The following is a 25,593-nucleotide window of genomic DNA, read 5'->3' as shown; positions in this document are numbered from 1 at the left end:
ATTAAAAATCTCCTTATATTAGTTAGATTATGCAAAGTATATTAATAGCTATTTAAATAACTTTTTGATATATTATAGTTTATTATACAAGTTTTGTATTATAATGTATAATATATAATTAATTATTAAGTCTATATAATTCAGGTTATATTAAAAGAGGTGTATTTTATATTATGGATTTATTGCATCTTAAGTATTTTCAAACTGTTGCTAGAATGGAGCACATAACAAAAGCATCACACAAATTAAATATAGCACAACCAGCTTTAAGCAAAACTATCTCTTCCTTAGAAAAAGAACTTGGAGTTCAGTTATTTGATAGAAAAGGAAGATACATTGTCTTAAATGAGTATGGAAGATTGTTTCTAAAAAGAGTAGATAGCATTTTAGATTTAGTAGAAAGTTCAAAAAAGGAGTTACAAGACACTTCTTTAGAAAATACAGGAGAAGTAAAGATATTATCTCCTGCAGCGGCTAATGTGTTACCACCACTTTTGAGTAATTTCAGAAAACTATATCCTAATATTACTTTTAATGTATCACATACTTTGCCGTCATCTTATAAAAAAAGTGATTTTGATTTGTACATATCATCTTCATTTACAAAACTAAATTCAGAAAATAGTATAACTTTAACATGTGAGGAAATATTATTAGGAGTTTCAATAAACCATCCTTTATCATTAAAGGATGAAGTATATCTAAGTGAAGTTTCAGATGAAAACTTTATAGTTATAACGAAGGGTGAGAATTATAGAGAGGTAATCGATATCCTATGTGAATCGGCCAATTTCAAACCCAAAATAGCGTTTGAATCTGATTCACCATATACAATTTATGCTCTTATAAAATCACTTCAAGGAGTTGGATTTATATGTGGAAAGTCATGGGGATTATCTCAAGACCCTGAGATTAAGTTGTTACATATCAAAGACATTGAATTTAAAAGATATTTAAATCTTTCATGGTTTAGTGAAAACTATGAATCTAAAGCTGTGATGTTGTTTAAAAACTTTCTTATCAACTATTTTAAAAATATTTAAATCGAAGTTGATAGTATTAAAGAGGATATATCAAAGTATAATAAATTTAGCCTTAATACTGATACATCCTCTTTCTGTTATTTTATATTGAACTTGTATTATAATATAGAATTATATGTTATAGCTACTTTTTCTATCTTTCAAATATGGAATATCTTCCCTATACCTTTTTATTTCATCTAAATCAATCTCTGATAATACATATTTTTCTCGATATGTATCTAATTGAGTTATTATAGTTCCTCTAGGATTGCATATTTTACTCTTCCCAAACAGTATTAAATTAGAATCATTACTTACTAAGTTTACACCTACTGTATATACAGTATTCTCTAAAGCTCTTTGAGATACATTTAAATCCCACATATCTTCATCCTGTATTCTCCATGCAGATGGTATAAATATTATTTCAGAACCTTTTAATGTCAATTCTCTAGATACTTCTGGAAAACCTGCATCATAACATATCATTACACCAAATCTACCAAAATCAGCATCATATACCTCTACTTTTTCCCCTACTTTAAAGTATACTGCTTCTAATGACCATAGGTGATTTTTACAGTATTCTCCCATAATCTTACCTTTTCTATCAAATATAACTGCTGAATTATAAACATGTGTAGACCCTTTTTCTAAAGTTCCATATGGAGATACAAGATATACATTATTCCTTTTAGCAGCTTCTGACATTGATTCTTCTATGTACTTATTATGTTCTCTTATTAATTCTAATGTTTTAACTCCACCTAAAGACTCTAAATTATATCCTGTAGCAAATAATTCTGGTAAACAAATTATATCTGCCCCTTGTTTTCCTAAATCATCTATCATCTCTACTGCTTTTTCTATATTTTTTTTAACCTCTCCAAGTACACTGTGTTGTTGAATTATACCTATTTTCACCTTACGACCCATATAATTGCCCCCTTTATTTATCTTTGATTCTAAAAAATTTCATTAATATATAATAAATAACCATACTCACTACAATTCCATTTATTGGAGGTATTAAGAAATTTATTTTTGAACTATAATATGATGCTGCAAAACCTATTAACCAGCTTATTACTGCAATCCAATTTATTCCTTCTCTATGCTTATAAGTTCTTCCCTGTATAAAATAATACTCACACCACATAATTCCTGCTATGGCTGGAACTGCAATTCCCAAGAAAGATAAAAATGATTGAAACTTAAATATTATACCAGTAGCTGCTATTATTGTACCTATTAGACCTGCAGCTAAAGTCAAAATATTTCTTTTTACATTCGGAAAAATAGTTTTTAATGCTAATCCACCAGAATAAGCATTTGATACGTTGGTTGACCAAGATGCAAGTATTAAAATAACAAATGCTACCCATCCAAAACCTAAGTTAGCCAATACTTCTGTTATATCCCAAGTAGGTGCTCCCATAGACATTACACCAGCTGCAACTTGCTGGAATAATGAAATAATACCTAGACCTAGAAAACCAATAATCCAAATATCTTTTACTCGTCTAGTGTATCTTAACTGGTCAGGTGATATAATTGCACCAACTATAATAAGACCTACTACAATATTAAGACCTTCAACCATACTCATTGTTGTTTGAGGAGTATAGTTGTAAATAGCTTCGACTCCATAAGTAGAAAAAGCTTTAAAAACCCCCCATACCATTAATATTATAAGTGGTGGTATAACTAAGTAATTAAACTTAGCCATAGCTTTAAAGCCATACAAAGCAAAAACTACCATTAATAATCCAAGTATGACCGTAACTAGTGTTAGATTTACACTTGGGAATATCTTTTGTACTGACAATCCTGCAACTCCTGCTTGTACACCAAACCATCCAAAACTAGTTATACCAAGTAATAGAGATATAAGATACTTTCCTCCTATCTCTCCAAATGCCCCCTTAGCTAATACATATGTATTTAGTCCCTCTTTGTAACCTATATAACCTTGTATCATAATAATTGCAACTAATATTAAGTTCCCTATAATTGATGTAATAATCATATTAGAAAGAGTCATTCCTAAAATTAAAGTTCCCCCAACCATTAGTTCAGATATAGCTATGTTAGAACCAAGCATATTAAATAATGGAGCTAACCATCCAACTCTTTCCTCTTTTGGAACTGGATTTAAAACTAATTCTTCTCTCTCTTGCAATATTATCCCTCCCTTTCTTTATAAAAGAATATTTTCTACTTTTTTCTACTTTTTTTTCACTATTAGTAGAATTTTTCTTTATATAATTGTAATTCTATTCTACAAAAAAGTATAATATCTAGTTTGTTATCAATTTAATATAATTTAAGTTATAGATAGATAAATATTCTAAAATTGTTACTTTAATTTAATCTATTAACACATATATTAGATTTATTTCAAATTTGTTATATATTTTTTAATTAAAGTCGTGTACTCATTACAAAAGTATTTTCTAAAACAATTAAGTTTATGATAAAATTTTTAAATATAGTGTTTTAATTACATTGGATGAGAATACAAGGATAATTTATGAAAATATATAGAGTGAAAATATAAAAATAGTTCTAATAGAAAAAAAGTCTAAATATAAATACACTTTATATCCAGACTTTTTACATTTTAGTTTCTTACAACTACATATTATTCATTATCTTTTATATCAACTTTTATACTTAATTCTTCTAATTGCTCATCTTCTGCTAATGTAGGAGCATTTGTCATAGGACAAACAGCATTTTGATTTTTAGGGAATGCAATGACTTCTCTTATATTATCAGCTCCTGCAAGTAACATAACAAGTCTATCAAGTCCAAAAGCTAGACCAGCATGAGGAGGAGTCCCATATTTAAATGCCTCTAATAAGTAACCAAATTTTTCATTAGCTCTTTCCTCTGTAAAACCAAGTGCTTTAAACATCTTTGACTGGACATCAGAATTTGATATTCTAACACTTCCCCCTCCTATTTCATAACCATTCAATACAATATCATAAGCTTTAGCTCTTAAAGATGCCTTGTCACCTTCTTCTAACTTATCCAAATCTTCATCCATAGGTGATGTAAATGGATGGTGCATTGCTGAGAACTTACCTGTTTCTTCATCTTTCTCAAAAACTGGGAATTCAGTTACCCATAATAGATTATAGACATTTTTATCTAACAGATTAAGTCTGTTTGCCACTTCAAGTCTAACTTGTCCTAAAGCATCAAATACTATTGAATTTTTATCAGCTACAAATAAAAGTAAATCACCTACTTCAGCATTCATTCTTGTAAGTATAGCATTCATTTCCTCTTCATTAAAGAATTTTGCTATTGGAGAAGTTACTCCTTCTTGTCCTACTTTCATCCAAGCAAGACCTTTTGCTCTATATGTCTTAGCATGTTCTTCTAGTGATGATATTTGTTTTCTAGTAAAGTCGTCAGCTTTGCCTTTTACGTTTATACCTCTAACACTTTTTCCTGGTTGTGTAGCATCAGCAAACACTTTAAACCCACAATTACAAACAACATCAGATATGTCTGTTAATTCATATCCAAATCTAGTATCTGGCTTATCTGAACCATATCTAGCCATAGCTTCTGCATAAGTCATCTTAGGAAGTGGAAGTGTCAATTCTACATCTAAAACTTCTTTAAATATCACTTCAAGCAAACCTTCAATCATACTCATAACATCTTCTTGCTCAACAAAAGACATTTCACAGTCTATTTGTGTAAACTCTGGTTGTCTATCTGCTCTTAAGTCTTCATCTCTAAAACATTTAACTATTTGGAAATATCTATCCATACCACTCACCATTAACAACTGTTTATATAATTGTGGTGATTGTGGTAATGCATAAAATTTTCCTGGATTAACTCTACTTGGTACAAGATAATCTCTTGCTCCTTCTGGTGTTGGAGCTATTAAAAATGGCGTTTCTATTTCGCAAAATCTATTATTTGATAAGTAATTTCTTGTAATATTCATTACTTTATGTCTTAATTTTAAATTTCTCTGCATAGATGGTTTTCTTAAATCTAAGTATCTATATTTTAATCTTAGTGCTTCAGAAACATCATCATCATCTTTTATATAAATAGGTGGAGTTTCTGACTTGTTTAAAAGTCTAAGTTCAGTTGCAAATATTTCTATATCTCCAGTTGGCATATTAGGGTTTTTAGATTGTCTTTCGCATACTTTTCCTTTTACAGCTATTACAAATTCAGCCCCTAATTTTTCAGCTTTTTCAAAAGCTTCTTTATCTACATCTGTATCAAAAACTATTTGACATAATCCACTTGTATCTCTTAAGTCAACAAATACAAGACCACCTAAATTTCTTTTTTTCTGTACCCATCCCATAAGTACAACTTCTTCATTTATGTTTTTTTCTCTCAACTCTCCACAGTAGTGAGTTCTCTTTAAACCATTTAAAGTTTCCAAGATACTACCTCCATTTTATTTAATTTTAATGCTATATATTTATCTAATACACAAAACATCATACTTTCCTATTTTACAGCTTTTGCTTTAATTCTTCAACTAATGTACTTAATTTTACAATAGTTTGCTCTGATGTTTTCATGTTTTTTAATGTTGCAGTGTCGTTTTTAAGTTCATCATCGCCAATTACTATTGTAAATTTTGAATTTATTTTATCTGAATATTTAAATTGTGCTTTGACACTTCTCTCTATATGGTCTTTATCTGCACTTATATGATTTTTTCTCAGTTCTTTTAATAGTTTAAAGCTTTTTGTATTTGCTTCTTCACCTATTGTTACTATAAATATATCTGTAGACTGTGGATTTTCTATTTCAATTCCACTGCTTTCAAGCGTAAGTAAAAGTCTTTCGACACCTAATGCAAATCCAATTCCGCTTATCCCTTTTGGACCTCCTAGTTGCTCAACAAGACCATCATATCTGCCACCACCACATACAGTACTTTGTGCACCTATATCATTAGATATAATTTCAAAAGCAGTTTTTCTATAGTAATCCAAACCTCTAACTATTGTTTTATCAATTACAAAATTTATATCCATTTCCTTTAAGTATTCTTGAAGTTTATCAAAGTGAACTTTACAATCATCACACAAATGGTCTGCAATAAATGGTATATCTTTGATATTTTCTTTGCATGTAGGGTTTTTACAGTCTATAACCCTCATTGGATTTTTTTCTCTTCTCTCATTACAAGTCTCACACAATATATCTGCTTTTGAGTCAAGATATTCTTTTAATAAAGCATTGTACTCTTTTCTACAAACTGGACAACCAACTGAATTTATACTTACTACCAAATCATTTAATCCAACTTCATTAAAAAATTGAACAGCCAGTGCAATTATTTCAGCATCCATTGAAGGCGTATCACTTCCAAGTGACTCTATACCAAATTGATGAAATTGTCTTTGTCTACCAGCTTGTGGTCTCTCATATCTAAAACAAGGTGTAACATAAAATAGTTTAGTTGGTTGAGTATCTGCGTATAGTTTATTCTCAATAAATGCTCTAACTGCACCAGCTGTACCTTCTGGCTTTAGAGTAATTTCTCTATCACCTTTATCTTTAAAAGAATACATCTCTTTTTGAACTATGTCTGTGGTATCTCCAACACTTCTCTTAAAAAGTTCAGTATGTTCAAATATAGGTGTTACCATTTCTTCATATCCATATAAAGCACATATTTCTCTAAATTTATTTTCTACATAACGCCATTTATAAGCCTCTTTTGGAGTTATGTCTTTAGTTCCTCTAGGAGCTTTAGTCAACATTTTTATATACCTCTTCTTTCTTCCTTTTTATCATTTCATCTACTCTTTCAATGTATTGTTCAACATTTTTTACATTTTCTACTCTTTCAATTCTATCTTCATCTACATAAACAAATTTTGATATAGCACCTGCACCCAAAGCATAGTTACTTTGTTTTTCCTCCATAATTTGTATATTGTAAATACACTCATATCCTTCTTTAGCATAACCTATATTTTCTAAGTTACCTAGCATATGTTTTTGTCTGTACATATAATATGGATTAAGTCCCATATCCTTAGCATATTTCATTGATAAATCTATCATTTTTATCATTTCTTCATACTGAGTTAAATGTTCTTTGTACTTATCCATATTTATATTTAGGTTAGAAGCTCTTTTTATAGCTAATGTATGAACTGTAAGACTTTCAGGAGAAAGCTTTTTTATTTCCTCTAATGTATTTCTTACCATGTCTAAGTCTTCATCTATAAGTCCTAAAATTATATCCATATTTATATTGTCAAATCCCATATTTCGAGCCATAATAAAACAATCTACTAAATCAGAAACTTTATGTTCTCTTCCAATTTTAACTAAAGTCTCATCATTCATAGTTTGAGGATTTATACTAATTCTACTTACATTGTGTTTTTTTAATACACTTAATTTTTCTTTGGTAATAGTATCTGGTCTACCTGCTTCTACTGTAAACTCTTTAATTTTGCTTAAATCCAATTCTCTAAATAGAGCATTTATAAGTAAATCCAATTCTTCCTCATCAAGTGTAGTAGGAGTTCCTCCACCGATATATAGAGTTTCAATTTCTTTATTAGTCTCCTTAATAATCTTGGCAAACCCCTTAATTTCTTCAATCAATTTATAAACATACTCTCTTTTCAAATGCCCAAATTGCTTTAAGGAATTTGAAGGAAATGAACAATATACACATCTAGTTGGACAAAATGGAATACTTACATAAAGAGAAATTTTATTTTTATCTATAGGATACATAAACACTCGCTCTCTTTTAGCTATTTCAAGAGCTAAATCTATTTTCTCATCTATTATAAAATAATTATTTTTTAGAATGGCTCTTATACTATTATCATCTAGCTTTTTATCCATTAGATTGTGGACAATTTTGACTGGTCTAATACCAGTCAAAATTCCCCATGGTACATAAGAATTAAATATTTGTTTAAGCACTATAAATATGCTTTTTTTGATACTTTCTTTACACAGCTTTTTAAAATTTCTCTTACTTTCTTTATCTAACCTATTCAGAAATTCTTCAATAGTTTTACTATCATCAAATTCATCTAAAAATTCAAGGTTCATATTTTCTATATTTTGTATTGATTCATACTTTAAGTTTCCATTTTCATAATACTCCGTACTTGAATACAATATCTCATTATCATAAATCAATCTATTTATTAAATGCTTTGACTCCACATAATTACTACTATCATTAAAATCATTAAACTTAAATTCACTAGTAAACAATTTTATAAGCTCTGCTACTTCATACTTATAATCATGTCCTTTTAAAAAAACATACAACATCAACTTAACTCCTTCTATTTAACAGTAGAAGAACTCCATTACTAATGTAGTTATTAAATATCTTATATTTTTTTAATACTAATATAAAATTACATGTAAGGATTTGTCTTCTTTTCAACTCCTAAAGTACTAGTTGGTCCATGTCCAGGATATACTCTAACAGCATCTTCATATTTACATAATTTCTTAAGTGATTTTTCCATTTGATGAAAGTCTCCACTATACAAATCAGTTCTACCAATACTTCCAGCAAACAAAGTATCTCCTGTGAACATTTCATCTTCAACTCTTATACACATACATCCTTGTGTATGTCCTGGAGTATGCAAGAAAGTCAGTTTTAATTCACCAATCTCAAGCTTGTCTTTATCATTCACATAGATATCTGCATCAAACTCTTGTGCTCCACATCTCATTGTATAGCTTAGATTTTTATTTTTGTCATTTAATAATTCTTTTTCATCAATATGTGCAACTACTTTAGCACCAGTTTTTTCTTTAATATCTTTAACATATCCTATATGGTCTCCATGTCCATGAGTAAGGATTATATATTCGATATTTAATTCATTTTCTTTTACAAAACTTAATGTATCTACTAAACTTCCACCTGGGTCTATAACTGCACATTTTTTAGTATTTTCATCACCTAATACATAAGTATTTACTCCAAAATAACTATCTACAAATTTTTTTATAACCATTAAAGTTTTCCCCCTTAAAAAGATTTACTTGAGTCTAATAGTATTGTTACTGGACCATCATTAGTTAATTCTACCATCATATGAGCTGCAAATTGACCTGTCCCAACTGTCATACCTTTATCTTTTGCCTTTTTTACAAACTCTTCATAAAGATTATTTGCAAGTTCTGGTCTAGCTGCATTACTAAATCCAGGTCTTCTTCCTTTTCTACAATCTCCATATAAAGTAAATTGAGATACTACTAAAAGCTCTCCACCTATATCCATTAGAGATAAATTCATCTTGTCATTTTCATCTTCAAAAATTCTCAGATTCAATATTTTGTCAATCATATAATCTACATCACTTGATTTATCATCATGAGTCACTCCTAACAATACTAGTAACCCCTTATTTATTTGACCTATAGTGTTTTCATCTACTGTAACCTTAGATGAAGATACTCTCTGTACTACTGCTCTCATAGCTTCCTCCCTATTATTTTAACTCTAATTTGTCATTCTATAAATACTTTCTACACCAGGAATTGCTTTTAATTTTTTCATTAGAATTTTTAATTCCTCTGTGTCATTAACTTCTACAAGTAAATTTATACTTACAATACTATCCTTACCTTTTCTTGCATTTATTCCATTTAAACTAAGTTTATCCATCGCAACAATATGGGTTATTTCATTAACAATTCCTCTTCTATCAACAGCTTTTATTTGAATCTCTGCTTCAAATTTACCTTTTCCTGCTGAACTCCATGAAACTTCCACCAATCTATTTTGAAAGAAATCTCCATTATTGTTTGCATTTGGGCAATCCGCTCTGTGTATAGCTACTCCCCTACCCTTAGTAATATATCCTACAATTTCATCTCCTGGAAGAGGATTACAACACTTAGCAAATCTTACTAAAATATTGTCAAGTCCTTTTACTATAATCCCTTGTGAGGCATTTTTCTTTCTCTTTTTACTGTATTCTGTTTCACTTATATTGTGTTTATTCAAATCTTCTTCTTGTATCTGCTGTTCTTTTTTAGCTTTTTTAACTTCTCTTAAGTATAGGTCTTTTACTTTAGATACAACTTGAGATGACATTATACCACCATAACCTACAGTAGCAACTAAATCCTCAACACTTGGCTGATTAAATTTCTTTGCAACTAATGCCATATATTTTTCAATAAGAGGGTCTTTTTGTGGTATATCATGCTTCTTAAATTCTCTTTCTAATATTGTATTTCCACGGTCAACATTTTCTTCTCTTCTTTCTTTTTTAAAAAATTGTCTAATTCTACTCTTTGCGTTTGGTGTCTTCACTATATTAAGCCAATCTCTACTTGGTCCATTAGAATTAGATGATGTAAGCACTTCAACAATATTACCATTTTGAAGCTTATAATCAATAGGAACTATTCTTCCATCAATTTTAGCTCCTACGCATTTATTCCCTACATTTGTATGAACTCTATATGCAAAATCTATAGGTGTTGATTCTGCTGGTAATTCAATTACGTCTCCTTTTGGAGTAAATACGTAAACCTGACTATTAAATACATCTTCTTTAAGTGCATCCATAAACTCTTGTGGGTCTTTTAAATCTTTTTCCCACTCCATCATCTGTCTCAACCACTGAAGTTTTTCTTCAACCTTTGATTCTTTACTAGAGATACCTTCTTTATATTTCCAATGGGCTGCGATACCATTTTCAGCTATATTATGCATCTCATGAGTCCTTATTTGTATCTCTAAAGGTTCTCCATCAGGCCCTACAACGGTAGTGTGCAATGATTGGTACATATTTGGTTTTGGCATTGCTATATAATCTTTAAATCTGCCTGGAATAGGCCTCCATAATGTATGAACTATACCAAGTACTGCATAACAATCCTTTACATTATCTACTAATATCCTTACTGCTGTTAAATCAAAAATCTCTTCAAAAGTCTTGTGTTTTTTTTGCATCTTTCTATAAATGCTGTAAAAATGCTTTGGTCTACCATATACATCACATGGTATACTTAAATCTTTAAACTTATCTTTAAGAAGTTCAACAATGCCTTGTATATAATCCTCTCTTTGACTTCTCTTCATTGAAACTTTATTAACTAAATCATAATACCCTTCTGGATCCATAAACCTTAATGCTCTATCTTCTAATTCCCACTTTATCTTAGAAATCCCTAATCTATGGGCTATACCTCCATAAATTTCAAGTGTCTCTTTTGCTTTATATTTTGCTTTTTCTGGAGGCATGTATTTTAATGTTCTCATATTGTGCAATCTATCAGCAAGTTTTATAAGTATAACCCTTATATCTTTTGCCATTGCCAAAAACATTTTTCTTAAGTTTTCAGATTGAGTTTCTTCTTTTGAACGATATTTTATTTGACCAAGCTTTGTTACTCCATCAACTAAATCCGCTACTTCTTTGCCAAATTCTTTTTTTATGTCTTCATAGGTATATTCCGTATCTTCTACAACATCATGTAATAAACCTGCTGTTATAGTTTCAATATCTAATTCCATCTCTATTAAAATATTTGCAACTGCTAATGGATGAATAAAGTATGGTTCCCCAGATTTTCTATATTGTCCCTCATGCGCTTTTTTTGCAAGATTATAGGCTTTTTCAACCATTTCAAAATTTGCATTAGGTGCATAAACTTTTATTTTTTCAATTATTTCTTGTAATTCTTTATCATGCATATAACCACCTATTTTATATAAAATTTTAATATATATGAAAATAGTTGGTGCTATACCAACTATTGTAAAAGTACTAGTATTTTATAAGAGAATTAACATCATAGTTAGATAACTTTTTTCTCCCATTTAAGAATTCTAGTTCAATCAAAAATTGCATAGAAACTACTTCTCCACCTAGTTTTTCCACAAGCTTAGCAGCAGCTTCCATAGTTCCACCAGTAGCCAATAAATCGTCTACTATTGCCACTTTTTGACCTTTTTTAATTGCATCTTTATGTATTTCTAAAGTATCCGTACCATACTCTAATCCATACTCATAACTCTCAACTTCACCTGGTAATTTTCCAGGTTTTCTAATTGGAACGAATCCTACTCCTAGAGCATATGCTACAGGTGTACCCATCAAAAACCCTCTCGCTTCTGGCCCTATTACTAAATCTACACCTTTATTTTTTAATTCTTCAACTATAGAATCTACTGCATATTTAAATGCCTCTCCATCTTTAAATAGAGTTGTAACATCTTTAAAATCTATACCTGGCTTTGGGAAATCATCAATGTTCCTTATAAAGTTTTTTAAATCCATGGGAAACGCCTCCTAATAACTGCTATTGTATTGTTTTTCTAAATTTTTTAGATTATTGAGTATTAAACTCTCATTTAAGTCTAATTTTTTCTGTGGTTTTGGCAATATTCTTATGAGTACAGAATTTTTTTCATAATTTAAGTTAAAGTCAAGTAAATTTAATTCTCTAAACACATTTAATATCGTAAAAAACTTTAATGGAATTACATTAAAAGTTCCCTTTATATTTACCATATCCAAATCAATTTCTTTTTTTATGAGTGCTTGTTTATAAATTGTTATAAATTCATCTCTTGATGGAACTATATTACTAACTACATTCTTTAAATATAATAGGTCTGTTTTATTATAATATTTTATAATTTCACTTTCTTCTCTTTTATTCTCATATATATACGAATATTCGCCTTTATTGTATAAATAATCATAAAGAATAATATTATTATATCTTTTTAAATCTATTTTATCAATATTAGGAGAAAATATAAGCTCTAATTTATCAGTATTTTTGCTAACATCTTCAATAATATTGTAATTTATGTTAAAATCCAAATCTATAAGTGATATATCTGATATTGCTCTATAAAATCCATTTATAGAATTAGATATTATCAACGTATCTCTTTCAAAATAATCAAATATATTTATATTTGTATTTCCATCAAATAATTCAAAATCAGATACAGATATATTATACAAGCTTTGTGTATCTTTTGGTATTATTTTTGACATTAATTTCAATGAAAGTTTGTCATTACTTGCATTTTTAGGTCGAGCTAATCGGATATCTTTAAGTAAGAATTGTACTTTCCTATTTCCCATATAGTTATTTTCATCTAATTGGAACAATACATCTACTTTATCTCCTACTCTATACAGTGATTTTAAATGACTCATATTAAATCCTATACATTCATAGCTTTTTTCTTTTTCTATACTTAATTTTAGATGTTGTTGATTTTTACCTATAACTTTTAAGTCTTTTAAAGTATAATTTCTAACTATAAACCTAGGATTTGGATTATTTAATCCAAAAGGTTCTAACTTATGTAATTCTTCTACAAGATTTAAATTTATTACATTTTCTTGTAATTCAAATTCAACATTTACATTTTCTATCATATCATCTTCAGTTAAATTATAATCTGCAAACTTATTTATTTCATCAGCTAAAACTTCAACCTTATCTGAACTTAAGGATAATCCTGCAGCTTGTTCATGACCACCAAACTTGTTCATTAAATCTTTACACTTTACAAGAGCTTCAAATATATTAAATCCTTTTATCGACCTTGCTGAACCAGTAGCTTCTCCATGTTCTATACCTAAAAGAATTGTTGGTTTGTAGTATTTTTCAGTTAACTTTGATGCTACAATTCCAATTATTCCATGTTGCCAACCTTCTTTAGCTAAAACCAACACTTTATCATCATTATATCTGCTATTAGACTTTAACATTTCCTCAGCTTCATGGTACATCTTAGCTTCTATCATCTGTCTTTCATTATTTTTTTCTTCTAATATATTAGCTATTTCTACAGCCTCTTCTTGCGATTGAGTAGTAAACAGTTCTACTCCTAAGTAAGAATATCCCAATCGGCCTGAAGCATTTATCCTAGGACCTATTGCAAAACCTATATGAGAAGAACCTATTTTATCGCTTTCTACACCACAAACTTTTATAAGTTCTCTTAATCCAATATTTTTGCCTTCTTTCATTGATTTTAAACCATTTTTTACAATTATTCTGTTTTCATCTATAAGTGGAACAATATCACAAATAGTTGCCAAGGTTACTATTTCTAAATAATCATACATGCTAGTTTTAAATTCTTCTTTTGGAGTCAAGGCTTGAATCATTTTAAATGCTACACCACATCCACATAACGAATCAAATGGATAATTACAATCTTCTTGTTTTGGATTTATAACTGCAAAAGCCGATGGAATTTCATTTTGACATTCATGATGGTCTGTAATTATAATATCTATACCCAAATCATTCGCTATATTGACCTCAGATACTGAAGTAATTCCACAGTCAACACTTATAATCAAGTCACATCCCCTAGAGCTTATAAGCTTAATAGCATCTTCATTTATACCATACCCTTCTTCTAATCTATTAGGAATATAGTAATCAACATGATAACCTATACTCTTAAAATATAAACATAAGATAGAAGTAGATGACACACCATCAACATCATAATCTCCATAAATCCAAATTTTTTCGTTCTTCTCAATAGCTGACTTTATTCTATCAACAGCTTTTTGCATATCTTTCATCAAGAAAGGGTCTCTTAAGTAATCTAAAGATGGATTCATAAATATTTCTGAATCTTTTTCAGTACATATCCCTCTATTTTTTAAAATTTGGCAGATTTCCGGGGAAATATTAAGTTTTTTACTAAATTCACTTTCTTCTATCTTCCCTTTATATTTTAATATCCATTTTTTCAAATTTAATTCCCCCTAATCTTTTTTGTATTTTGACCTAATACTTCTTATAACTAAGCAAAGACCTATTATAAAAGAGATAAAGAAACCTGCTATTGCAGTAAACTTTATCCATATATTATTTTCTATATTTGGAGATGCAATTATAAGAGAAGAACCTACTATAATCGATGCCAACACCAAACTCAGAGATATTTGAGACGTTAACTCTAGTATACAATTTTCTAATCTTGTCATTTTAACATCTTCAATTTGCATTTTTATGTTATTTCTTTCTATATTTTTTAAAATTGCTTTTAATTGCTTTGGAATAGTTTTTACATCTAGTAATATTTCTTCTACATTTTGTCTTGAATTTAAAATAACATTTTTAGGGTTAAACTTATTCTTATAATGATGTTTCATAAACTCTTTTCCCATAGAACCAAAAGAAAAATCTGTATTTAAAGTTCTGCTTGTTCCTTCTAATGTTATGACAGTCTTGGCAAGAGTTACAAATTGTGCAGGCATGACTATTTTGTACTGTCTAAAAAATCTAAATAGTTCATTTAATATATCTGTTACATTTATTTTTTCTATAGAAATATCATAGTAGTAATGTATTAGATAAAGTAAATCTTGTCGAAGCCCTTTAATATATGCCTCTCCATTTAATGCATCCATTTCTATCAATAAATATATTATCTTGTCAACATTCTTTTCTACACCTGCTAGTGCAATCTCATTTAATTGGTTTAAAGTTTTATTATCAATAATTCCAATCATTCCGAAATCTATATATGCTATCTTGTTTTTAGCAACTACGAATATATTACCTGGATGTGGGTCTGCATGAAAAAAACCATGAGATAATACCTGTGTAAAAAAAGACCTAACTCCTATTTCAACAATAGTTTTTGTATTATAACCTAGCCTCTTTATTTTTTCTACATCACTTAACTTTGTGCCATTAACTTTCTCCATTACTAAAATTTTCTTAGTATTATATTCTGGGTATATTTTAGGTATATATACTTCATCACTATTTTTAAATATCCTAGAGAATTTAGTTGCATTTATGGCTTCAAAAGTGTAATCAAGTTCCCTCATTAATTGAGTTTGAAACTCTTCAATCATTTGTACTAAATCTAAGTTAAAGTCTTTTTTTAAATCTTTTAAAGTATTTGCAATCGTTCTAAGAATCTCTAAATCAGATTTTATTATTTTCTCTATATTGGGCTTTTGAATTTTTACAATTACTTCTTCCCCAGTTCTAAGTACACCCTCATAAACTTGACCAATTGAAGCAGCTGCTATTGGTTCTTCTTTAAACTCTAAGAATACTTCTTCTATACTTAACCCCACTTCTTCTTTAAATATCTCAATAGCTATATTTGAGTCAAATTTCTCTACATCATCTCTAAGTTTTGATATTTCATCAATTATATCTTGGTCTAGTAAGTCTTTTCTTGTACTTAATATCTGTCCTATTTTTATATATGTAGGCCCTAATTCTTCTAAAACTCTTTTTATTCTCTCACCAGTTGTCATGTTTTTTATTTCTTCTGGTGGGTCAAACAGAGGTATTTTATAGGCAATTCCTTCTATATTTAATCTTTCTACAATAAAACTAAAACCATACTTTATTAAAACATATCCGATTTCTCTATATCGCTTTAAATTTCTATAACTTATTCTCAAATTTTTTCACTCCTAAAATAGGTATACTCAAAAACTTACACCTTAATTTATCGTATATGACATTATTTTACCAATTGATATTCTAATATCTTATATCCTCTTTAATATTTAATTTTATCACACATACTAGCAATTTTATTAAAATTATTTAGCATAGTTAATTTTTATTTTTGACATTCTATACTTATTTTAATCAGACACTTTTTGAAAACTAAAATATCGACCAAATTTAATAAAATAAATTAGTGGTTGCCTCAAAACAGATTTAAATATGTTTTGAAACAACCACTCTCTAATTTAATATTTTTGATTTTGTGCTGCTTCTAGATACCATTTGTAGGATTCATCAATATATCTTTTATCTTCTTCTGTAAGTTCTCTAACAACTTTTCCAGGAGAACCCATTATTAAAACACCTGGTGGAAACTTCTTATTAGATGTAATTAATGTACCTGCTCCTATCAAAGTATATTCTCCTATTTCAGCATTATCCAATATTATTGAACCCATGCCAATTAACACATTATCGCTAATTTTGCAACCATGGACTATTGACCTATGTCCAACTGTCACATTGTTACCAATTATAGTTTCCGTATCTCCATGCACTATAGAACAATCTTGTATATTAGTATTTTCTCCAATAGTTATTGGTCCTTCATCTCCTCTAACTACTGCATTATACCATACACTTGAATCTTTACCTATTTTAACATTTCCAATTACATCTGCTGACTTTGCCACAAATACACTTTCATCAATTAAAGGCTTATCTTCTAAATAATCTCTAATCATATATAAACAACTCCTTTAAAGTATAAATTTAGTTAGTTGCTCCTTCTAACATCAACTTAGCTTGTATCATTATAGAACACTCTGTACGTTTTCTTTGCATTTCACAGCCTAATTCATATGGTTTTGATATGTCATTATTAAAGTTTATCGCATTTGCATGACATCCACCTGAACAGTAAAACTTATTCCAACATTGTTTACACTCTTCTTTAGTGTATACATGAGCTTCTCTAAACATATTTTTTAAGTTTTCTGGAAGTACGATTTCTTCATCAAATATATTTGCCATTTTAAATTCTTCATTTCCAACAAATTGATGGCATGGATAAATATCTCCACTTGGTGTTACAGAAAGATACTCATTTCCAGCCCCACATCCAATTATTCTCTTTATTACACATGGTCCTTGATTTAAATCTACCATAAAATGGAAAAATTTAAATCCATCTCCTTGTAATTGTCTATCTGCATACTCTACAGCAAACCTTTCGTACTCTTCAAATATTTTAGGTAAATCTTCTTCTCTAAGTGCATATGGATTACTCTCATCTCCAACGACTGGCTCTATAGATGTTAATTTAAATCCTAAATCTGCAAAATGCATAACATCTTTAGAAAAATCTAAATTATCTCTCGTAAAAGTTCCTCTTATATAGTAATATTTATCTTTTGCTCTTTTTTCCACAAGTTTCTTAAATCGTGGTAATGTAATATCATAACTTCCTTTATCATTTAAAGTTGGTCTCATATTATCATTAATTTCTTTTCTTCCATCTAAACTTAAAACTACATTATGCATATTTTCATTTATATAATCTATAATTTCATCATTTAACAGTACACCATTCGTAGTTATTGTAAATCTTATATTTTTATTATAATCTTTTTCAATACTTCTTCCATAATCAACCAATTGTTTTACAACTTCAAAATTCATCAAAGGCTCTCCACCAAAGAAATCTATCTCTAAATTCTTTCTACTGCCTGAATTAGCAATCAAATAGTCAATTGCTGCCTTACCTACCTCAAAACTCATAAGTTCTTTTTCTCCTCCAAAATCACCTTGAGCTGCAAAACAATACTTACATTTTAAATTACAATCATGGGCTACATTTAAACATAAAGCTTTTACCACAGGCTCTCTATTTACAAAACTTGGATGATATTGATATGTATCTTCTGTATATAAAAGACCTTCTTTTTCTAAATTTGATATTTCTTTATATGCTTCATTTATTTGTTCTTCTTGATATTTTGATTTTAATACCTCTAATATTTCTTCTTTACTTTTTTCTTTATAAAAATCTAATAAGTCGTATGCAACATCATCTAGCACATGAACAGCTCCACCATTCACATCTAAAACGATATTATATCCATTCATAGAAAATTTATGTATCATACTCATAACCTACCTCCTAAATTACTATCTATACTAAAGTTTTTTATTATTTTAATTAAACTTTACCCTTCATTATATCATAAGTTTACCTAAAATACATACAATACAAAAATGACTTACTGCTCGTAAGTCATTTCATTGAATACACTATATCCCCCTAAATTAGCGCACTAATATATTATCAAATAAGTATTAGGCTCCTATAAAATAAATTTTGTACCTGATTTTATATGATTTTTATTTTATTAAAATATAATAATTTCTTTTTTATAATAATTTTGTATAAATAATTGCTTGTATTTAATTTATCTTTTTTAAATTACTAATTGCTTCAGGTACCTTAGGCTGATGTATAATCCATGGACAAGTACTATTAGCTGACAAGACAGCAGTACTAAGTGCTAATGAACTAGCAAACTGCATAAATTTTACAATACACTTCTTCATAACTTAATTCTCCCTCATACATATTTTACTTATATTTTTAGCTTTTAATTTACCTAATACTAACATTATAAAAATCCAAAACATAGCAAATGCACTATATGTGAAATAATCTACAAAGATATTCAAAGAAAAGCTTAAAACTGTCATTAATAACACTACTGTAGATATAAACATAGCAATTTTTTTGTAAACTGATTTTTCTCTATCATTTATAGGATTACTTCTATGTTCTATTGGACATAGAATACAAATTCCAACCCAACTGATACTAGCAATAATCGCAATGATATTTTTAAATAAGTCTATATTTAGATTTTCTATAATTAATATTGTAGATAAAATTATGAAAACAAAGGTTAATAGACATCTAAAATAGTTGTCTGCATGATACCCTCCTGAAAATTGTCTTATTGGACAGTAACACATTAAAAAAAATAATATATATGTAAATTTACCAAATAAAAAACCTATAAACATCATGGTGGTTATATTAATTATAAAAGCTATTAATATTTCAAATCCATAAGAATAGACTTTAGATTCATTATTATCTATCACATTATTACAAATTAGAACAGATGTCATTTTATCAGCATATCTCTTAAACATTTTTACCTCCAAAAAAATTTTACGTATATAGAATACATTCTTTTTTGAGAAAATTCAATATATTTTACAAAACTAGTTATTAAAATTGTAAAACTGGTCAAAAAAAGACCTATATAAATTTCTGAGTATTACTTATATAATAAAAAAATTATAATAAAGCAGTTTTCCCAAGCTTTATACGAATGAGGGTGTCTCAAAATGGAATTTTTGGTTCATGATGCTCTCTGTTTTGTATGAAATCAAATATATTTTCATCATTTCAAAGATGAAAAAGAGGCATATCTCTATTTTGAGACAACCTCATTTATTACAAAATATCAATTTTCATATATTGTTCTATATATTTTAACTTTTTTAACTTTGTTTTTGTTTTACATATTGTAGTGCTTTTCTATTTTGCTTTACTGCTTCTAAGCAAACTTTTTCCGTTTGATTATCAACAAATTCTAAAGCTCTATAATTTTGCTTTACTGCTTCTAAACATATTTTTTCTGTTTGATTATTTACATATTTCAACATTCTATAATCTTGTCTTACTGATTTTAAACAAACTTCTTCTGTTTGCTCTTTCACATATTTAAGAGCTTCATAACTTTGATTAACTGCTTCTAGACAAACCTGTTCTGTTTGTTCCTTTACATATTGTAAAGCATTATAATTTTCTCCTACTGCCTCTAAACATATTAATTCTGTCTGATTTTCTATATATTTAAGAATTTTTCCATTTTGCTTTACTGCTTCCACAAAGATTCTTTCTGTTGGTACCTTTACATAGCTTAAGATTTCCTTTATTTCAAGTTCCTCAAATGAACCTTTTACTGCCTCTATACACATATCTTCAGTCTGTTTTTTTACATATTGCAATACTTTTCCATTTTGTCTAACTGACTCCAAACAAATTTCTTCTGTTTGCTCTTTTACATACTGTAATGCTCTTCCATCATTTCTTACTGCTTCCAAGCAAACCTCTTCTGTCTGATTATTTACATACTGTAGAGCCATATAACTTCTTCTTACTGCTTCTATGCAAATTTTTTCTGTCTGCTCTTTTACATAATACAATGCAAAGTCATTCTGTTTTACTGCTTCTATACATATTTCTTTTGTCTGTTCTTTTACACAAGGTAGTGCACTATAGTTTTCCTTTACAGCCTCTAAACATATACTATTACTTTGTTCTTTGACATAAGCTAAAGACTTCCCGTCTTTTTTTACAGCTTCTAAACATATAGCTGGAGTTTGTTCTTTTATTCCTTTCAGTATCTCTGCAACATCATTTTTGGATGCCCTTTCTATAACTGCTAGACATACATCTTCTGTCTGCCCTTCTACAAATTTAAAAACTTCCATGATATCGTGAGTTGATGCATTTTTTATAGCCTCAATTAATACATTTTCTGTCTTATCATGTATGTAATACAAAGCTCTATAGTTCTGTTTGACTGCTTCTATACAAATATTCTCATCTTGATTTGTTATATACTTAAGAGCTTTATATGTTTGTTTAACTGCTTCCATACACACTCTATAAGTCTTATCATTTACAAACTCAATTATAGTACCATCCTGTTTTACTGCTAGTAGACACATTTCTTCTGTTTGATTTTCTATGTCTTTTAATTCTCTGTAATCATACTTTACTCTGCTTAAGTCATTTAAATGCACTTTATTATCTTCCTTTGAATTCTCCTCATTATTTTCTATATCATATTCGAATTCTTCATCATTTAAATAGTTATTTTTTTCTGGTAAAAATATAGATTTAATTTTATTCTTTATATCCATAAAATTAACCTCCTCTAGTATGATTCTACCATTAAAGTAAATCATTTTTAAGTATTTATTTAATTTTATATTAAGTTTCTTTAAAAGTCTATTCATTGTTGACAGATTATATTTTATATTAATAATTTCATCTTACATATGTGGGGTAATAAAGTTAATAGTGGACATTTTTCATCCCATTAGTGTACACTATTTATATTTACTACCCATTTATAGTGATTTTTTTCAAATTTTACCTTATTTACTATATCATATTCATTTAATTTATGATATTATTTAAATATAATATAAGTTTTATAAAGTATATTAAATATATTATAAGATGGAGGTCGAGTAATTTTGAAAGGAAAGATAGTACAATATAATTTTGCAGATATAGAGGAAGAAGTATATTCGTTGGATTATGCTATAGCATGGAATACAGATAGAGAAAACGTAAACATAATACCATTTACAAATAAATTCTGTAAAGAATCTATAGAATCTTTTTGCCTAGGTAAAATTGACAATTTTGTTGAAATATTAAACGAAGGTTTTGTTGAAAATCATCATTATGTACATTTAGATAAAATGGTTAGTGTTCCTAAGAAGAAAGTTAATTTAGTATATCAACAAGACACACATGGTTATCTTTTAAGAGATGATAACAACAATCTTATTCCTGCAAAAATAACTTCAGAACAATCTAAGTCTATATCAAATAAGATGGAGTTATTCTGTGCTGGTGAAGAAAAATGTTTGATTAATATATTACTAAAGGCTGACCCATCATATATTTTAGATGTAAATAGTATAAAAGATAAAAACATTCTAAATTTAGGTTATGAGTCTATTGATAGATATAAAGAATACAATTTTGATGATGATAAGATTTTAATATTTTTCATAAATAAAAAACGTTATTCAGTAATTATGAAAAAAACAAATAATTCTAGTAATGATTTAGCTTCTAGAAACAACGCTATTAAAGAATTATTTACTAGTAAGGCGAGAAATCTTAACTAGTATTATAACTTTAAATCATATTACTCATTAAATTAATAATAGTATACAAAGTGGGAGTAGAAAAATCTACTCCCACTTATTTATAATAAACAAATAAATCCATAAACCTATTGAGTGATTATAATTTTTAGATTGGGTTATCTTGCATTTTTAAATTTAAGGTAACTTTCTATTCTAAACTTTAATCTCTACATCAATATCATCAACTGTAACAACTTACAATTAAATCTTTAATAATCAAACTTTAGACTATCTATATTAAAACTCAAATCAGATTTAGGATTTATTTGGATATCACACTTATTTTATTAACTACTAATCAATTTATTTTTTACTTATAAACTTATTCTTCCCTAATTCTATTATTAAATACTTTTAATTATTTTTCAATACCATACTAATTTTTAACAGTGTTTATTCTAGATTTATTTTGTAAAACCAGACACTTTCTACACTCCTTTTTCATTCACAACATCAATATTGATATCGGAAGATATATAATATATTCTTAATGCCAAATCATAAATATTGTAATACCTTAAATTATACAATAAAAAAGCCATAGTATATATGACAAACTATGGCTTTTACTTATTTGTTAAATAATTTTTATTATTTATAATCTACCTAAACAAGTATTTATATAGATATAATTTAATAATTACATATTAAAACTAGTTTCAATATATTTCTTTATTTCTTCAGCAGTACCCATATTAAGTACCTCATCAGCTAATTTCTTCATATCTGATTCTTTAACTGAAGTTATTAACTTTCTAGCAGGAAGTATTGATATTGGAGACATAGAGAACTCGTCTAATCCCATACCTAAAAGTATTGGTATCATTTTTTGATCCCCAGCAGATTCTCCACACATACCTGCCCATTTACCTTCTTTATGTGCATTGTCTATAACAGTCTTTATAAGTCTTAAAACAGCTGGATTAAATTGATTATAAAGATAGCTTATCTTTTGATTCATTCTATCAACTGCACAAGTATATTGAATTAAATCGTTAGTTCCTATAGAGAAGAAATCCACATGTTTAGCCAGTACATCAGATATTACAGCAGCAGATGGAACTTCTATCATCATACCAATTTCTACATCTTTAGCATAAGTCACACCTTCAGAATCAAGTTCTGCTAAAACTTCTTTTACAACTTCTTTAGCTTGTAATAATTCTTCTAAAGATGAAATCATTGGGAACATGATTCTTAATCTTCCATGAACACTTGCTCTATATAAAGCTCTCAATTGAGTCTTAAATATATCTTTTCTGTCTAAGCAAAGTCTTATTGCTCTATAACCTAAGAATGGATTCATTTCAGGTTCCATACTTAAATAACTTAATTCTTTATCTCCACCTATATCCAATGTTCTTATAACTATAGGCTTTCCATCCATTCCCTCTAATACAGCTTTGTAAGCCTCATATTGTATTTCTTCAGTTGGGAAAGAATCTCTATCCATATATAAGAATTCTGTTCTATAAAGACCAACACCTTCAGCATCATTCTTTATTAGACCTTCTATATCATTAGGTGTCCCTATATTACCAGCTAATTCTACATGCTTTCCATCTAAAGTTACAGATGGTTTTCCTTTTAATAACTGTAATGCTTTTCTCTCTTCTTCATACTTAGCTTTTAATTCAGTATATTTATTTATAGTCTCTTCATCTGGATTAACGATTACTTCACCAGTATCCCCATTGAAAACTACAAAATCTCCATCCTTAACTTTTGAAGTTATATCATTTAATCCAACGATTGCAGCTATTTCTAAAGTCCTAGACATGATAGCTGTATGAGAAGTTCTTCCACCTATATCAGTTAAAAATCCTAAAACCATTTTTTTATTCATAGTTGCTGTATCTGATGGAGTTAAATCATGTGCTATTAATACAACTTCTTCACTTAAAGCAGATAAATCAACAACTTTAATTCCTAATATATGTCTAAGTATTCTATTTGTAACATCTTTTATATCTGCCGCTCTTTCTTTCATATACTCATTGTCCATAGACTCAAACATGCTAACAAACATCTCTTTTATTTCATTCAAAGCATATTCTGCATTTACACTTTCAGTTTTGATTTTATCTATTGCAGAACCAATTAACTCTGGGTCTTCTAAAACTAATAAATGCGCTTCAAATATTTCAGCTTCTTCTGCTCCTAATTCTTCAGACGCTTTTTCCTTAACCTTTATTAATTCTTCTTTAGAAACGGCAACAGCATTTTCTAATTTAGTAATTTCCGCTTCAACATTATCTATAGATTTTTTTTCAATTACTAATTCACTATGCTCAACTACTAACGCTTTCCCTAAAGCAACACCAGGAGAAGCTCCTATTCCTTTGTAAGCCATAACCCTACCTCCTAAAAAATATCTTTTGTATTTTAACATTCAATTTATGATTAAAAATATCTTATTTCATCTTCTAAAATACTTGTATTTTCATACCCAATTAACAATAGTCTTAATCTTCTGATTAAATAAACATGAAAGTAACAAAGAAATTAAATATCTACAAATGCTAGTCTGTATATGTTTAATACTTCTCTGTTACTTTTACTTTAAGTAATAATTAGATTATAAATATCAAATTTTAAAAAATTATTATATCTATTCTCCAAATCCACTTTCAACTAATTCAACCATTGCAGCTAAAGCTACTTCTTCATCTTCTCCATTTACAACTAACTTTAATTCTTCTCCTTGAGCTAAACCTAAACTCATTATTCCCATTATTGATTTTGCATTTACAGTTTTGTCTTTTGCTACAACCTCTACTGTTGATTTGAATTCAGCAGCCTTCTTAACAAACATTCCTGCTGGTCTAGCATGTAATCCACTTGCATTTTTGATACTAACTATTTTTTCCATTTTTTAAATCCTCCTATAGACTTTACATTTTATATTTTTTAAAATTGTTTTCCTATTTTTTACTTTAATGGCACTTAGTGGTACTTTTTTGTCCTATGGTCATTTTTTGTTCCCACTAGTGCTACAAAAATATTATACTACTAATATACACTTTTTTCGAGTATAATTACAAATTTTTTTTGTTTTTTA

20 protein-coding genes are annotated in these 25,593 nt (G+C 28.3%); 2 read left to right on the top strand and 18 right to left on the bottom strand.

Annotated features, from left to right (window positions below; all coding sequences use genetic code 11):
- The first annotated feature begins 173 nt into the window (after positions 1–173).
- Complete coding sequence (locus KGF42_RS06380; RefSeq protein WP_227822431.1) at positions 174–1,043, top strand: LysR family transcriptional regulator; 870 nt, start codon at positions 174–176, stop codon at positions 1,041–1,043.
- A gap of 111 nt (positions 1,044–1,154) precedes the next feature.
- Here the strand turns inward: KGF42_RS06380 and KGF42_RS06375 are convergent, their stop codons facing one another.
- The 16 genes from KGF42_RS06375 to KGF42_RS06300 form a co-directional block, all read right to left on the bottom strand.
- Complete coding sequence (locus KGF42_RS06375; RefSeq protein WP_227822432.1) at positions 1,155–1,961, bottom strand: nitrilase-related carbon-nitrogen hydrolase; 807 nt, start codon at positions 1,959–1,961, stop codon at positions 1,155–1,157.
- 13 nt (positions 1,962–1,974) lie between these two features.
- Entirely contained in the window at positions 1,975–3,207 is a 1,233-nt protein-coding gene (locus KGF42_RS06370) for a cytosine permease (RefSeq protein WP_227822433.1), read from the bottom strand.
- 462 nt (positions 3,208–3,669) lie between these two features.
- The gene (gene aspS, locus KGF42_RS06365; RefSeq protein WP_227822434.1) at positions 3,670–5,457 is read right to left on the bottom strand and encodes an aspartate--tRNA ligase; all 1,788 of its coding nucleotides are present in this window, start codon (positions 5,455–5,457) and stop codon (positions 3,670–3,672) included.
- A gap of 73 nt (positions 5,458–5,530) precedes the next feature.
- Entirely contained in the window at positions 5,531–6,793 is a 1,263-nt protein-coding gene (gene hisS, locus KGF42_RS06360; RefSeq protein ID WP_227822435.1) for a histidine--tRNA ligase, read from the bottom strand.
- The gene (locus KGF42_RS06355) at positions 6,783–8,342 is read right to left on the bottom strand and encodes a coproporphyrinogen III oxidase (protein ID WP_227822436.1); all 1,560 of its coding nucleotides are present in this window, start codon (positions 8,340–8,342) and stop codon (positions 6,783–6,785) included. Before KGF42_RS06355 ends, hisS begins: the two co-directional genes overlap by 11 nt.
- 89 nt (positions 8,343–8,431) lie before the next feature.
- A complete protein-coding gene (locus KGF42_RS06350; protein ID WP_054274730.1) occupies positions 8,432–9,046 on the bottom strand; it encodes an MBL fold metallo-hydrolase in 615 nt (204 codons plus the stop codon).
- Between the two features lie 14 nt (positions 9,047–9,060).
- The gene (dtd, locus tag KGF42_RS06345; RefSeq protein WP_227825984.1) at positions 9,061–9,510 is read right to left on the bottom strand and encodes a D-aminoacyl-tRNA deacylase; all 450 of its coding nucleotides are present in this window, start codon (positions 9,508–9,510) and stop codon (positions 9,061–9,063) included.
- A 24-nt stretch (positions 9,511–9,534) separates the two neighbouring features.
- The gene (locus KGF42_RS06340; protein WP_227822438.1) at positions 9,535–11,742 is read right to left on the bottom strand and encodes a RelA/SpoT family protein; all 2,208 of its coding nucleotides are present in this window, start codon (positions 11,740–11,742) and stop codon (positions 9,535–9,537) included.
- A 73-nt stretch (positions 11,743–11,815) separates the two neighbouring features.
- Positions 11,816–12,328, bottom strand: coding sequence for an adenine phosphoribosyltransferase (locus KGF42_RS06335; RefSeq protein WP_054274733.1), 513 nt, complete (start codon positions 12,326–12,328; stop codon positions 11,816–11,818).
- Between the two features lie 12 nt (positions 12,329–12,340).
- Entirely contained in the window at positions 12,341–14,791 is a 2,451-nt protein-coding gene (gene recJ / locus KGF42_RS06330; protein WP_227825983.1) for a single-stranded-DNA-specific exonuclease RecJ, read from the bottom strand.
- Between the two features lie 12 nt (positions 14,792–14,803).
- Positions 14,804–16,468, bottom strand: coding sequence for an ABC1 kinase family protein (locus KGF42_RS06325; protein ID WP_227822440.1), 1,665 nt, complete (start codon positions 16,466–16,468; stop codon positions 14,804–14,806).
- Positions 16,469–16,765: 297 nt separating this feature from the next.
- On the bottom strand, positions 16,766–17,263 hold the full coding sequence (locus KGF42_RS06320) for a gamma carbonic anhydrase family protein (RefSeq protein WP_054274736.1): 498 nt from the start codon (positions 17,261–17,263) through the stop codon (positions 16,766–16,768).
- Positions 17,264–17,291: 28 nt separating this feature from the next.
- Positions 17,292–18,671: a thioether cross-link-forming SCIFF peptide maturase gene (gene scfB / locus KGF42_RS06315; protein WP_227822441.1), complete on the bottom strand. Its 1,380-nt coding sequence runs from the start codon at positions 18,669–18,671 to the stop codon at positions 17,292–17,294.
- Positions 18,672–18,965: 294 nt separating this feature from the next.
- Positions 18,966–19,112 (bottom strand): cyclic lactone autoinducer peptide, encoded by a 147-nt coding sequence (locus KGF42_RS06310; protein ID WP_227822442.1) that lies wholly within the window; start codon positions 19,110–19,112, stop codon positions 18,966–18,968.
- 3 nt (positions 19,113–19,115) lie between these two features.
- Complete coding sequence (locus KGF42_RS06305; RefSeq protein ID WP_054274739.1) at positions 19,116–19,721, bottom strand: accessory gene regulator ArgB-like protein; 606 nt, start codon at positions 19,719–19,721, stop codon at positions 19,116–19,118.
- Positions 19,722–20,075: 354 nt separating this feature from the next.
- Positions 20,076–21,506: a DUF4116 domain-containing protein gene (locus KGF42_RS06300; protein WP_227822358.1), complete on the bottom strand. Its 1,431-nt coding sequence runs from the start codon at positions 21,504–21,506 to the stop codon at positions 20,076–20,078.
- Positions 21,507–21,845: 339 nt separating this feature from the next.
- On the opposite strand from KGF42_RS06300, the gene KGF42_RS06295 reads away from it, so the two are divergent.
- Positions 21,846–22,511 (top strand): hypothetical protein, encoded by a 666-nt coding sequence (locus KGF42_RS06295; protein WP_227822357.1) that lies wholly within the window; start codon positions 21,846–21,848, stop codon positions 22,509–22,511.
- A gap of 661 nt (positions 22,512–23,172) precedes the next feature.
- Here KGF42_RS06295 and ptsP read toward each other — a convergent pair.
- Entirely contained in the window at positions 23,173–24,885 is a 1,713-nt protein-coding gene (ptsP, locus tag KGF42_RS06290; RefSeq protein WP_227822356.1) for a phosphoenolpyruvate--protein phosphotransferase, read from the bottom strand.
- 258 nt (positions 24,886–25,143) lie between these two features.
- Positions 25,144–25,404, bottom strand: coding sequence for an HPr family phosphocarrier protein (locus KGF42_RS06285; RefSeq protein WP_054274743.1), 261 nt, complete (start codon positions 25,402–25,404; stop codon positions 25,144–25,146).
- Positions 25,405–25,593: the final 189 nt, after the last annotated feature.

Source organism: Clostridioides sp. ZZV15-6383 (assembly GCF_020657735.1).
GTDB lineage: Bacteria > Bacillota > Clostridia > Peptostreptococcales > Peptostreptococcaceae > Clostridioides > Clostridioides difficile_D.
The sequence above is the reverse complement of the archived record's forward strand: the minus strand, read 5'-3'. Positions and strand labels throughout refer to the sequence as shown.